The 12996-nt window shown below is 69.3% G+C and carries 13 protein-coding genes; 2 read left to right on the forward strand and 11 right to left on the reverse strand.

Annotated elements, in window-relative coordinates; genetic code table 11:
• Positions 1-146 precede the first annotated feature (146 nt).
• Positions 147-935: a PhzF family phenazine biosynthesis protein gene (locus ABZ194_RS16125; RefSeq protein ID WP_355596775.1), complete on the reverse strand. Its 789-nt coding sequence runs from the start codon at positions 933-935 to the stop codon at positions 147-149.
• Between the two features lie 209 nt (positions 936-1144).
• Between ABZ194_RS16125 and ABZ194_RS16130 the strand changes: the two genes are divergently transcribed.
• Positions 1145-1519: a cell division protein SepF gene (locus ABZ194_RS16130; RefSeq protein ID WP_355596776.1), complete on the forward strand. Its 375-nt coding sequence runs from the start codon at positions 1145-1147 to the stop codon at positions 1517-1519.
• A gap of 41 nt (positions 1520-1560) precedes the next feature.
• Here ABZ194_RS16130 and ABZ194_RS16135 read toward each other — a convergent pair whose 3' ends face one another.
• From ABZ194_RS16135 to ABZ194_RS16160, 6 genes are all read right to left on the reverse strand, one after another.
• Positions 1561-2889: a hypothetical protein gene (locus ABZ194_RS16135; RefSeq protein ID WP_355596778.1), complete on the reverse strand. Its 1329-nt coding sequence runs from the start codon at positions 2887-2889 to the stop codon at positions 1561-1563.
• Positions 2890-3046: 157 nt separating this feature from the next.
• Complete coding sequence (argS, locus tag ABZ194_RS16140) at positions 3047-4774, reverse strand: arginine--tRNA ligase (RefSeq protein WP_355596780.1); 1728 nt, start codon at positions 4772-4774, stop codon at positions 3047-3049.
• Complete coding sequence (locus ABZ194_RS16145; protein WP_355596782.1) at positions 4771-7128, reverse strand: HAD-IC family P-type ATPase; 2358 nt, start codon at positions 7126-7128, stop codon at positions 4771-4773. The genes argS and ABZ194_RS16145 overlap by 4 nt, the downstream gene beginning before the upstream one ends.
• Positions 7129-7171: 43 nt before the next feature.
• Positions 7172-8206, reverse strand: a complete 1035-nt coding sequence (gene plsX, locus ABZ194_RS16150; protein WP_355596784.1) for a phosphate acyltransferase PlsX — start codon at positions 8204-8206, stop codon at positions 7172-7174.
• Between the two features lie 72 nt (positions 8207-8278).
• On the reverse strand, positions 8279-8488 hold the full coding sequence (locus ABZ194_RS16155) for a hypothetical protein (protein ID WP_355596786.1): 210 nt from the start codon (positions 8486-8488) through the stop codon (positions 8279-8281).
• Entirely contained in the window at positions 8485-8757 is a 273-nt protein-coding gene (locus tag ABZ194_RS16160) for a DUF1707 domain-containing protein (protein WP_355596787.1), read from the reverse strand. Before ABZ194_RS16160 ends, ABZ194_RS16155 begins: the two co-directional genes overlap by 4 nt.
• Positions 8758-8919: 162 nt before the next feature.
• Here ABZ194_RS16160 and ABZ194_RS16165 point away from each other — a divergent pair, with 162 nt between their 5' ends.
• Entirely contained in the window at positions 8920-10242 is a 1323-nt protein-coding gene (locus ABZ194_RS16165; protein WP_355596789.1) for a lysine 2,3-aminomutase, read from the forward strand.
• 49 nt (positions 10243-10291) lie between these two features.
• Here ABZ194_RS16165 and ABZ194_RS16170 read toward each other — a convergent pair whose 3' ends face one another.
• The 4 genes from ABZ194_RS16170 to ABZ194_RS16185 all read right to left on the reverse strand — a co-directional run bounded on the left by ABZ194_RS16170 (position 10292) and on the right by ABZ194_RS16185 (position 12952).
• Positions 10292-10471 (reverse strand): hypothetical protein, encoded by a 180-nt coding sequence (locus ABZ194_RS16170; protein WP_355596791.1) that lies wholly within the window; start codon positions 10469-10471, stop codon positions 10292-10294.
• Between the two features lie 99 nt (positions 10472-10570).
• Entirely contained in the window at positions 10571-11092 is a 522-nt protein-coding gene (locus ABZ194_RS16175; protein ID WP_355596792.1) for a YbhB/YbcL family Raf kinase inhibitor-like protein, read from the reverse strand.
• Positions 11093-11145: 53 nt separating this feature from the next.
• Positions 11146-12000, reverse strand: coding sequence for an ABC transporter ATP-binding protein (locus tag ABZ194_RS16180; RefSeq protein ID WP_355596794.1), 855 nt, complete (start codon positions 11998-12000; stop codon positions 11146-11148).
• Positions 11993-12952, reverse strand: a complete 960-nt coding sequence (locus tag ABZ194_RS16185; RefSeq protein WP_355596796.1) for an ABC transporter permease — start codon at positions 12950-12952, stop codon at positions 11993-11995. Before ABZ194_RS16185 ends, ABZ194_RS16180 begins: the two co-directional genes overlap by 8 nt.
• Between the last annotated feature and the right edge of the window lie 44 nt (positions 12953-12996).

Below are 12996 nucleotides of genomic sequence, written 5' to 3' on the forward strand. Positions count from 1 at the left end.
ATCTTTAGAGGAAGGGTCACCCCTCTTGGGGGTGGCCCTTTTTCGCGTTCCCGGGGGAGGTTTCTTGGGGGAGGGGCGGGTTTCCCCGGCGGGGGCGACGCGGTGAACCGTCGGGGTGCGGAGTGGGGAGCTACCGAGGTTTCGTTTTAGAGGTGAAGTTCGCCGGAGAGTACGGTTACCGCACGGCCGGCCAGTTCGACCCGGTCGCCTCGCAGGGTTGTGCGGATCCGGCCGCCGCGTTCGGAGAGCTGAGCGCCGAGCAGGGTGGCCGCGCCGAGTTTGGCCGACCAGTGGGGAGCCAGGGCGCAGTGCGCGGAGCCGGTCACCGGGTCCTCGGGGATACCGACCCGGGGGGCGAAAAACCGGGAGACGTAGTCGGCGCCGGGCTGCGATGCTCGGGCTGTCACGATGATCCCTCTGGCGTCCAGGGCTGCCAGCGCGGTGAAGTCGGGGGAGACGGTGCGGACCTCCTCCTCGGAGGAGACCTCCACCAGATAGTCCCACTCGTTCCTGCCGACCCAGCGCGGTTCGACCCCGAGCGCCCCCGCCAGCCCCGCCGGAGGTATCGCCGTTTCAAGGACCTTGGCTGGGAAATCCATGCTGATTAGACCTGTTCCGTCCCTTGTCACGGACAGGATGCCACTTTTCGTGGTGAACTTGAGGGTTTCTGGAGCGGATCCTGTGGAATACAGCACGTGCGCTGTCGCCAGGGTTGCGTGCCCGCAGAGGGCCACCTCGACCGTCGGCGTGAACCAGCGGAGCGAGTACGGCTCGCCGTCCTCTCCGCCGAGCACGAAGGCTGTCTCGGAGTGCCGCATCTCCGCGGCGAGGGACCGCATCCAGGCGTCCGGAACCGGATTGTCCAGTAGGCAGATCCCTGCGGGGTTACCCTTGAAAATCTGGTCCGTAAACGAATCGACTGTATAGATACGCATGACGTAACCCTAGTCCGTTCGGGGATATACGGCCCAAAACGGGTATGGAGGACATATAGACCAGTGCGCTAGCCGTACAAAGTGGGAATATGCGCTGGGCGTGTCGCAGGGCGAACCTCAGTTCGTCGGTTACCGTCCAAGGTGTGTAGGACAGGCCGGGCGCGGCGTGGTCCTGAGGAAAGGACGAGCCGATGGGGGCAGTGCGTAAGGTGGCTAGCTACCTTGGCCTGGGCGGTGCAGAGGATTACGACGAGTCCTATGACTACGAGGACGAGGTCGACGACGGGAGTGAGGACTGGCAGCCGGCCTCGGAGCGTGCGGCCAAGCGCTGGCGCGCGATGGTAGAGCCGTCGCGGATCGTCATGCTCACACCGCGTAAGTACAACGACGCACCGATCATCGGACGGCACTTCCGTGAGGGCCAGACCGTCATCATGGACGTCAACGGCATGAGCACCGCCGAGGCCACCCGGATGGTCGACTTCGCCGCGGGACTGGCCTACGGCTGTGAGGGCCGCATCGAGCGGATCGCCGAGAAGGTCTTCCTGCTGGCCCCCGCGGAGGTGGAGATCACCACCGGCTGATTCCGGAATGGAGCGCTCCGCTTCCGGACCGATGCCCCCGATCACCCGGCCCGGGGGCCCCTGCGGAGCAGGCGGGTCAGTTCGCCCAGGTCAGAGGTGGCGCCCTGGGCCCGCTTCTCGGCCTCGCGCGCGTATTCATGGAGTGCCCACACCGCGCTGTCGGCCAGCTCCCTCAGCTCCGAGAGCTGGGCGGTGACGTATTCGACGTCCGCCCGCTCACGCCTGCGGCGGCGCCAGAGCTGCTGGACCCCTCCCAAGACCAGGACCGGCGCCGGCGCGGCCAGTGGCAGCGCGGCCGGGATGAGGAGCGCCGTCAGCAGCGCCGCGACCCCGAGAACGAGCAGCACGTGGGCGAGCCATGGCCTGCCGCGTGTGGGAAGGCCCTCCCCGGTGATGTGTCCCTCCGCGGCGGCCAGCGACTCGGGGTCCGGACCTTCGGGGCGCAGCACCACCCGGTGTCCGAGCAGCGGAATGGTGACAGACTCCGGCGGGTCGACCTGGGTGGCCTTCACCAGCTCCTCGGCGGCACCGCGGACGATCGGCGCGGCCACGTGCAGGGCGAGGGCGGCGAGCGAGGGGGCGGAGCCGGGTCGCAGGTCGGTGATGAGGTGATCGGTGAGCGAGCTCGTCGGCGGCTCGGGGCCGTCCGTGTCGATCAGCTGCCGCAGCACGGCCGACTGCTCGTCCTCGCCCTGGACGGGGGCGGCCCCGCCCGAACGCCGAACCGGGCTTTCCGCCGCCCCCACCTGGGTCGAGGTGATCTCGGCGCAGCGGCCGAGCAGCCGGGCCAGCCGGGCCGAGGCCTGGACGGGCTGGGCGAGCTCCGGCATCTCGGCGAGCTCGGGGAAGTCCGCGAGGGACGGCGGCACCACCGTCGCCGGCTCGTGCGGGATCAGCGAGCCCAGCCACCGGCTGGGCTCGCAGTGTGAGGGGACGTTGACCGTGTCGAGCTTGCGGAGCACGAAGATCTTGCCGGCGGGGCCGTAGGCGCCTCTGGCGGCGGCTACCCAGAGTGCGCGCTGGCCGGTGGTCACCTGACGTTCCAGGGACAGCTCACCGAAGGCGATGCCGAGCCAGGAGGCGTGGATCCGGTCGCCCTGCCCGCAGGAGGCCAGGGCCAGGCAGAGGAAGAGGGCGGTCCGCCGCTCGTCGAGCCGACCGGCGCGGCCCAGGGGGACGAGCGCGTCCTCACCGCGGGTGAGCAGCGCGAGCGCCTCGACGGCCGGGGCCAGCCAGTAGTCGGGAACGTGGGTGATCCCCGGTGGCATCGGGGGGCAGGTGGCGTCGGCGGCCAGCTCCGCCAGGAGCGCCTTGGCGTAACGGCGCAACTCCGTCCTGGCGTGAGGGTTCGCGGTCAGGTCCGTGCTCAAGGCAGAGAACTCTCCGAAGTTGTGACCGATGACCGCGCCAGCGTAATGCGATTCGGTCATTCCCGTCGGGAGGCGCGCCGAACCCAACTTTGCCGGATGATCGCCTTGATTTGGTGAATCAAGGCGATCATCCGCTATCTGTCATCCGCTGGGTGGCTCACATCCGCTCGGGCACCGGCACGCCGAGCAGGTCCAGACCGGTCTCCAGCACGCGCAGGGTGAGCGCGCACAGGGCGAGTCGTGAGGCGCGGGTGGCCGGGGCGACGTCGTCCTTCAGTACGGGGCAGTTCTCGAAGAAGGCGGTGAAGGCGCTCGCGACGTCGAAGAGATAGGCGGCGAGCCGGTGCGGCGCCGAGCCCTCAGCGACCTCCGCCACGACCGAGCCGAACCCGAGAAGCCTCAGGGCCAGGGCGCGCTCGGCCGGGTGACCGATGACGATCGGGCCGGTCGCCTCGGCCGGGTCGACCCCGCCCTTGCGGAAGATGGAGCGGATCCGCGCCTGGGCGTACTGCAGGTAGGGGCCGGTGTTGCCGGTCAGGGCGAGCATGCGGTCGAAGTCGAAGACGTACTCGCTGTCGTGACTGACCGACAGGTCGGCGTACTTGACCGCGCCCATGCCGACGGCGTGGGCGATCTCCCTCCGCTCCACCTCGTCGTACTCGCTGTCGCGGACGACTTCGGCGGCCCTGGTCTCGGCCTCGTCGAGGAGGTCCAAGAGCTTGATCGACTTTCCGCTACGGGTCTTGAACATCTTGCCGTCGCCGCCGAGCACGCTGCCGATCTGGACGTGCTCGGCCCGGACGTGCTCGGGCAGCCAGCCGGCCATCTTGGCGGAGTCGAACAGCATCGACATGTGCAGGGCCTGGGTCGCCCCGATCACGTAGAGCAGCCGGTCGGCCTTGAGCTCCTGGACGCGGTAGCGGATGGTGGCCAGGTCGGTGGTGGCGTAGCCGTACCCGCCGTCGCTCTTGCGGATCATGAAGGGGAGGGGCTGGTCCTCGCGTCCGGTGTAGCCGGGCGGGAAGACGCACAGCGCGCCGTCGCTGACGACGGCGACGCCGCGCTCCGTCAGCTCGTCGCAGACCTGGGCGAGCATGGGGTTGTACATGCTCTCGCCGGCGATGTCGTCGTTGGTCAGCGTCACGCCGAGCTGGGTGTAGACCTTGTTGAAGTAGCGGACCGTGGCGTCCATGAAGATGTGCCACAGGCGCATGGTCTCCGGGTCTTCGGCCTGCAGGGTCACCACCCGCGTGCGGGCGCGCCGGTTGAACTCCGGGTCGCTGTCGAACTTGACCCGGGCGGCCTGGTAGTAGGCGTTGCCCTCACCGGCCTCAAGCTGGGCGACGGCCGCCTTCTCCCCGATGTCCAGCAGGTGCTCGATGAGCATGCCGAACGGGGTGCCCCAGTCGCCCAGGTGGTTCTGCCGGACGACCCTGTTGCCCAGGTGCTCGTGGACCCGGGCCAGCGCGTCGCCGACGATGGTGGTGCGCAGGTGGCCGACGTGCATCTCCTTGGCCGCGTTGGGCGCGGAGTAGTCGATCACGACGGTCTGCGGTGAGGAGGGCGGGGCGACGCCGCTTCGAGGGTCCCTCAGGACCTCCCCGGCTTGGCCGGCGATCCAGTCGTCGGAGAGCGTGAGGTTCAGGAAGCCGGGACCGCTGACCTCGACCGTTCCCGGGAGGTCGGTGAGATGGTCGGCGATCGCCTGGGCGACCTCCCGCGGGGCTCGTCGCAGTCGCTTGCTCAGGCTCATCGCGACGTTCGCCTGGTAGTCGGCGAACTGCGAGGGACGGATCAGCGGGTCTGCGTCGGAGTACTCGGTACCGAAGGCGGCTGCCAGCGCCTGCTGGACACGCTCGGTGAGTACGAGCTGCGGGTCGGTCATGACCTAAGGGTAGCGGCTGGCCCATTGTGGACCACCGTCCCGTCGGACGATCGTACGATCTTGAAAACGGCCGTCAGCACGGCCGAGGCGAGGAGGCCGACCGCGACCGCGACGAGGTCGTCGCCCAGGTCACCCGGGGCGAGCGCGAAGAACTCGCGGCTGAACGGGACGGTGACGGCCAGTGCGAACAGGGCGGCCATCGCGGCCACCAGCGCGATCCGCCACCAGACGTACGGCCGGGCGATCAGGACCAGCACCCACCAGGTGGTGATGAACAGTGTGATCACCGCCGCGGTGCGGTTCTCCGCCAGGCTGGAGCCGCCGTTCTGGGCGAGCAGGTACGACAGGTAGACGGCGATCGCGCAGACGACTCCGGCGGGGATCGCCAGGCGGAGCACGCGTGGCACGAACCCGCTCCTGGCCCGCTCGTTGCTCGGCGCGAGCGCGAGGAAGAACGCGGGGATGCCGATGGTCAGCGCGTTGACCAGCGTGGAGTGCCGGGGGGCGAACGGGAAGGCGAATCCGATGACCCCGGTGAGCAGGGAGAGCACGAGCGCGTAGAAGGTCTTGGTGAGAAAGAGGCTGGAGACGCGCTCGATGTTGGCCAGCACCCGCCGCCCCTCGGCCACCACGGAGGGCAGGCTGCTGAAGTCGTCGTTCATCAGCACGACCTGGGCGACCGCCCGGGTGGCGCCGCTGCCCGAGCCCATCGCCACGCCGAGGTCGGCGTCCTTGAGCGCGAGGACGTCGTTGACGCCGTCGCCGGTCATGGCGACCGTGTGCCCGCGTGACTGCAGGGCACCGACGAAGAGCCGTTTCTGCTGCGGGGTGACCCTGCCGAAGACGGTGTTGGCGTCCAGGATCTCGGCCAGTTTGCCGGGATCGTTCTCCGGCAGGGTGCGGGCGTCCAGCGCGTGCTCGGCTCCGGGGATGTTCAGGGAGGTGGCGATGGCCGACACCGACTCGGGGTTGTCGCCGGAGATCACCTTTATGGTGACGTGCTGCTCGGCGAAGTAGCGCAGGGTCTGGGCCGCCTCCGGGCGGATCCGCTGCTTGAGCACGACGATGGCCGCGGCCTCGACGGGGCCGAGGTCGTCGGGGTCGCGCAGGGAGGCCGCCCGGCCCAGGGCGAGCACACGCAGGCCGGTGGCGGCCAGTTCGTCGGCCTCGGCGTAGGCCGGGGTGCCCGGGGTGAGCAGGACGTCGGCGGCGCCGAGGACCCAGGCGCCCTGTCCGGAGAACTCGGCCCCGCTCCACTTGCGGGCCGAGGAGAAGGGCACCTTGGCGGTGGGGGTCCAGCCGGACGGGCCCGGGTGTTCGGCGCGGATGGCCTGGACGGTGGGGTTGGGGTCGCGGTCCAGGTTGGCCAGCGCGCCCAGGGCGTCGCGCACCGGCAGGTCGTCGCGGAGCGGGCGGACCTCGCCGAGGCTCATGCCACCCGCGGTGAGCGTGCCGGTCTTGTCCAGGCAGAGCACGTCCACCCGGGCCAGGACCTCGATCGCGGGCAGCTCCTGGACCAGGCAGTGACGGCGGCCCAGGCGGACCACTCCGACGGCGAAGGCGATGCTGGTCATCAGGACCAGACCTTCGGGGATCATGGTGACGATGCCCGCCACCGCGCCGGTGATGGCCTGGCCGAAGTCGTCGGCCTCCTTGAGCTGGCTCCAGACGAGCAGCGCGCCGATCGGGATCACCAGCCAGGTGATGTACGTGATGAACCGGGTGATGCCGGCACGCAGCTCCGAGTGGGACAGGTTGAACTTGCTGGCCTCCTCGGCGAGCCTGGCCGCGTAGGCGTCGCCGCCCACCCGGGTCGCGACGTGGCATCCGGTCCCGGCGACCGCGAAGCTGCCGGAGAGCACCTGGTCGCCGGGGGCCTTGTGCACGGGGTCGGCCTCGCCGGTGAGCAGTGACTCGTCCACCTCCAGCCCGTCGGAGCCGATCATCTCGCCGTCGACCAGCAGGCGGTCGCCGGGGCCGAGCAGGATGAGGTCTCCGAGCACGATCCGGTGGGGTGGGATCTCGACGTCCACGCCGTCCCGCCGGACCCTGACCGGGGCCTCGTTGACCACGGCGAGCCGGTCCAGGGTGCGTTTGGCCCGGAGCTCCTGGACGATGCCGATCGCGGAGTTGGCGACGATCACCAGGCCGAACAGGCCGTCCTGCCACTGCCCGAAGATCATGATCAGGGCCCAGAGGGCGGCGATCACGCCGTTGAACAGGGTGAGGACATTGGCGCGGATGATCGCCCACAGGGATCTGCTCGATCGGCGACGGACCTCGTTGACCTGTCCGCGGGCCACTCGTTCGGCGACCTCTCCCGTGGTCAGCCCCCGCTCCGCCAGCCGATCCACGCGACCCCCCGAGATTTGTGCGGCCTTATCACGATACGCGGGATCACCAGAGGCGGTGGGGACGATGGGAGGCGGCCAGGTGCTCGCCGATGCGGGCCACCACCCCCTGCCGGGCGAGTGTGGCGGCGAGTACGCAGGCGGCGCTCACCCCTTTCGCCCGCGAGGCGCCGTGCGCGATGACCACGGTGCCGTTCAGTCCGAGCAGTACGGCCCCGCCGTGGACATCGGGGTCCAGCCTGCGGTGGAGTTCCCTGAGCTGTTTTCGCTGCAGCAGGCCGCCGAGCCGGGCCGTACGGCTCTCCTTGATCACCTCGCGGAGTTCGGCGAAGGCGTAGCGGACGCTGCCCTCCATGGTCTTGAGCGCCACGTTGCCGGTGAAGCCGTCGGTGACGATGACGTTCACGGCTCCGGTGAGCAGGTCGTGCCCCTCGATGTTGCCCGCGAAGTCCAGTCCCGGGGTGGCCGAGAGCAGTTCGTGTGCCCGCTTGACGAGTTTGTTGCCCTTCTCCGGCTCGCTGCCGATGGTCAGCAGGCCGATCCTGGGACGGTCGATCTCCAGGGCGGCCTCGGCGTAGGCGGCGCCCAGGTGGGCGAACTGCACCAGCACCTCTGGTTTGACCTCGGCGTTCGCCCCCGCGTCCAGCAGGATGGTGGGGGTGGGGAGCGTCGGCAGGACGACGGCGATGGCGGGCCTGAGCACTCCCGGCTGGCCGCGGAGCCTGAGCTTGCCGGTGGCCACGACCCCGGCGGTGGATCCGGCGGAGACCACGGCGCAGGCGTCGCCCCGCCGTACCAGGTGGCAGGCGACGGCGATGCTGGAGCGGGGGCGGCGCAGGCTGGCGAGGGCGCCCTCGTCCATGGCCAGGGCCTCCTCCGCCCGGATGATCGGGATTTCGGCGGTCGCGCCGTGCAGGGAGAGCGCGTCCTGGAGTGGGCGGGCCGCGCCGACGAGGACGACGGGGATGCCGTGTTCTCTGACCGCCTGTACGGCTCCCGCCACGATCTCGTCGGGGGCGTGGTCGCCGCCCATCGCGTCCAAGGCGATCGGCGTGACGCCGGGAGCGTGGGTATCAGGCAAGCGGTCACCTCGTGCGGGATGGTTTGTCCGCATCGTAGGCGGGGTTGACGCTGGATGGTGCGGTCGGGGGGATCAGGGCCTGTCCGGGAGGTTCCAGTCGCTTCTCTCCCGGGAGACGATGATCTTTCCGAAGGTGGCCTGACCGGTGACCCTGATGACGGGTCCGCCATCCATGCCATGACCGCCCGATATGCTGCGCTTTGCGAAGAGCGCGCTAACCTCGTCGATGACGTGGGCGTTCTCGGGAACCCTGACGATCAGTTTGCCGAAGCGGGAGTTCACCTCAAGGGTGATCTCCCGGCCGCGGGTGTCGCCTCGGGCAGGTCGCGGATGATCGGGGCGAGCTCGCCCACGGTCACGGAGTTGTAGGTCGCCTCCAGGCGGTCGGCGTGCTCGACGCTGGTGAGGCGGCCGGTCGCGAGGGCCTCGGCCGGCACGCCCGCCACGCGGTCGCGGTCGGCGTCGGACGCGCGCAGGCCGGGGTCGGCGTCGGACGCGCGCAGGCCGGGGTCGGCGCCGGATGTGTGAGGGACGGGGGCGAGGGACGTCATGGGAGGGATTGTACGGCCATTCGAGATATATCGCGATAGAAATCTTGTCGGGTAACGGAACCGATGTAAGGGTGATTACGTCGGGTATATAAGCGCCGAGGACGCGCGACTGGTTGGAGAGGTTTACACCAAGAGCAATAAAAAATCGGAGGGAAAGCCTCAGTGATCTTGAAAGAGGGCCCCACGCGCGGATTCCGGGCCTATACCGCGAAGCATCTCGATGACCTGCTCCGCCGAGCCGGTCTCGATGAGGAGGAGCGGATCCGGGTCAGGGCGGTGGCGACCGTCCTGCCCTTCCGCACCAACGCCTATGTGGTGGACCAGCTCATCGACTGGTCGGCCGTGCCCGACGACCCCATGTACCGCCTGGTCTTTCCCCAGGCGGACATGCTGCCCGAGGCGGACGTCACCAGGCTGGCGGGTCTCCTCGGGAACGGCGCCTCGAACGCCGAGATCCAGGCGGCGGCGCACAACGTCAGGATGCGGCTCAACCCGCACCCGGCCGGCCAGCTCGACCTCAACGTCCCGATGGTCGGCCGGGAGCAGATCCCCGGCATGCAGCACAAGTATCCAGAAACGGTGCTTTTCTTTCCAAAGCAGGGGCAAACCTGTCACGCCTACTGCACCTACTGCTTCCGGTGGGCGCAGTTCGTCGGAGAGCCCGACCTGAAGTTCGCCTCCGACGACGTCGAAGGTCTGGTCGGCTATCTGAAGGATCATCCGGAGGTGACCAGCGTGCTGCTCACCGGCGGAGATCCCATGATCATGGGGGAGCCGGTGCTCCGCCGCTATCTGGAGCCGCTGCTCGCCGTGGAGCAGCTTGAATCCATCCGCATCGGCACCAAGTCGCTGGGCTACTGGCCGCAGCGCTTCGTCTCCGATCCGGACGCCGACGACACGCTGCGCCTGTTCGCCTCCGTGGTGGAGGCGGGCAAGAACCTGGCCTTCATGGCGCACTTCTCACACCCGAGGGAGATGGAGCCCCTCGTCGTGGAGACCGCGGTCTCCCGCATCCTCGCCACCGGGGCGGTGATCAGGACCCAGGCGCCGCTGATCAGGTCGATCAACGACACCCCCGGGACCTGGGCGTCCATGTGGCGCAGGCAGCTCACGATGGGCATGGTGCCCTACTACATGTTCGTGGAGCGCGACACCGGGCCGCAGGACTACTTCGCCGTGCCCCTGGCCAGGGGATACGAGATCTTCAGGGACGCCTACGCGAGCGTCTCGGGGCTCTGCCGCACGGTGCGGGGGCCCTCCATGTCGGCCACGCCGGGGAAGATCTGCGTGGACGGTGTCGCGGAGATCGCCGGGGAGGAGGTCTTCGTGCTCCACTTCATCCAGGCGCGCGACCCGGACCTGGTCGGGCGTCCCTTCTTCGCCCGGTACGACCCGACGGCCGTGTGGCTCACCGACCTGCGGCCGGCGTTCGCCGACCGCTTCCCCTTCGAGTCGGCGGCGACCGTCCGGCCGATGTTCGTCTGACCCGCCCGGATGGGCGGGGCCGGGCGGCCCGCCACGGCCGCCCGGTGGCCTACCGGCCCGGCGGGCGCACGGAGGTGCGGCGGGCGATCTGCGCCTGAAGTCTGGCCATCTGCCAGTGCAGCTCGATGAGCTGCTCGGTGAGCTGGAGGCGGGGAACCCCGGACGGGTCCTCCGCGGCCAGGTGGTCGATCGCGGTCGACAGCTCTCGCATCGCGCGCCCCCACTCCATGACGGCTTCCTAGGTTCGAAACAACGTTCGAATCATAGCGGAAGGTCGATCGCGGTGTCGGTTGATTGCCGGTGGAGACGCTCCGCGATCGGCGGGCGCTCAGCCTCCGTACACGGGGGTGATGTATCCGCGGGCCAGGGTGTGGGCGGTGACGGCGAAGCCCACCGCGGCCGCCGAGGCGCCGGGACCCACGCCGAGCCCGTCCACATCAAGGGCGTGCACCGCGAAGACGTAGCGGTGCGGCGGGCCGGGGGGCGGGGCGGCGCCGCCGTACGCCTTGACGCCGTAGTCGTTGGGGCCGTGCGCGCCGAAGGAGGTGCCGGGGCTCCCCGCGCCCGCGGGAAGCTCGGTCACCTCGGCGGCGATGTCGAACAGCAGCCAGTGCCAGAACCCGCTGCCGGTGGGGGCGTCCGGGTCGAAGCAGGTCACCGCGTAGCCACGGGTGCCGTCCGGGGCACCCGACCAGCGCAGCCGAGGTGAGATGTTCCGCCCGCTGAACCCCCAGCCGTCGAACACCTGGGCCTCGGACAGGGGCCGGCCGTCGTGAACGTCGTCGCTCTCGACGGTCAGCGCCGGGACCTTGGGCAGGAAGTCGTATGGAATCGGTGCTCGTGAGGGCACGGTTCACCTCCGATGGGAGCGTCTTGCCGGTCGCTCCTCATCCTGCCCTGCGATCAGACGCTGTTGTACGCGGCGAGCACCGTCCGCGGGTCGCCGTCCATCTTGATTTTGCCCTTGTGCAACCAGATGACCCGGTTGCAGGTCTCCTCGATCACGTCGAGGTTGTGCGCGACCAGGAAGACGGTGCCGGCCTCGTCGCGCATCTGTTTGATGCGCTCCTGGCTCTTGCGCTTGAAGTCGCGGTCGCCGGTCGCCAGCGCCTCGTCGATGAGCAGCACGTCGTGCGCCTTGGCCGAGGCGATCGCGAAGCGGAGCCTGGCTCCCATGCCGGAGGAGTAGGTCGACATGGGGAACTGCACGAACTCCCCGATGCCGGAGAAGTCGACGATCTCCTCGTACTTCTCCTTGACCTGCGCGGGGTTCATGCCCATCGCGTAGCAGCCGAGGACGATGTTGCGCTCGCCGGTGAGCTCGCGCATCAGCGCGGCGTTGACGCCGAGCAGGGAGGGCTGCCCGTTGGTGTAGACGGCGCCCGAGTGCGGCGGCAGCAGCCCGGCGATGGCGCGCAGCAGGGTGGACTTGCCGGAGCCGTTACGGCCGATGACGCCGATGGCGTCGCCGTGGTGGGCCACGAAGGAGACGCCGCGGACGGCGTGGACCTCCTTCATCTGCGGCCTGCCCTGACGCTTCAGCAGACGCATGAGGGCGTTGGCCGCGTTGCCCTTCTCCGCCTCGGTGGCCGCGCCGTACACCCGGTAGATGATGTGCAGGTCGTCCACGACGACCGTCGGGGTGCCCGAGGGGGAGTCGGGGGCGGGCTCCGGAGCGGGGCGCACTCTCACGCCGGTGTTCTCGGCGCCGGGATCGTCGGCCTTCACTTGGGGCAGCTCCTCGGTCAACTCAGCCACGGCCGTACTTCTCCTCGGCTCGCCAGAAGTACCAGAAGCCGCCGATCAGGGCGAACACCGCCCAGAATACGCAGACCAGCCAGACCCAGGGGCGTACACCGCCCCCGATGAGGAGACCACGCATGAGCTCTATGTAGGCGGCGGCCGGGTTGAAGTACATGACGTCCGCGACCCACTGCGGCAGACCCGCCCCGGTGGCGGAGCCCGTCCCGGGGGGCGGGGAGACGACCTTGAACTGGATGGAGAAGAACACGCCGGAGGCGTAGAGCCAGGTGCGCATGATGAAGGGCAGCAGCTGGTTCAGGTCGCGGGCCGTGGAGCCGATCCGGGCCAGGGCCAGGCTGGCGCCGATGTTGAACATCGTCTGCAGCAGCAGGGCGACCGGGATCAGCAGCCAGAGCCAGGTGATCGGCTCCTGGGTGACCAGAACCAGGGTGAGCAGCACGCCCATGGAGATCAGGAGCTGCTGGAACTCCTGGATCGTGTAGGCGAGCGGGAGCGCGGCGCGGGGAAAGTGCAGGGCGCGGATCAGGGACAGGTTGCCGGAGATCGACTTGGCGCCGCCGCTCACCGAGCGCTGCGTGTAGGTGAAGACGAACATCCCGGTGATGAGGAACGCGGGGTAGTTCTCGATCGCCTTGCTCGCGCCCAGGATCAGGCCGAACATCACCCAGTAGATGCCGGCGTTGAGCAGGGGGGTGAGGACCTGCCAGAGCTGGCCCAGGGCCGAGGCGCTGTACTTCGAGACGTTCCGCGAGGTCGCGTACGTCATGACGAAGTGTCGCCGCTCCCACAGTTGGCGCAGGTAGGCGGGCAGGCTGGGGCGTGCGATGGCACGCCGAAGTCCGTAACGCTCGGCGAGCTTGGCCAGCGGCTCCTGTCGGTTCGCAGGGGTGCCGTCATTCGGGCCGCCCGCCTGGGCGTCCGCGACCGCGGATTCCGGCTGGCTCATGGCAAGGACTCTATTGGATGCGAGCGGATGGAGTGCCTGCGGCG

Source organism: Streptosporangium sp. NPDC006007 (assembly GCF_040614315.1).
Taxonomy (GTDB): Bacteria; Actinomycetota; Actinomycetes; order Streptosporangiales; family Streptosporangiaceae; genus Streptosporangium.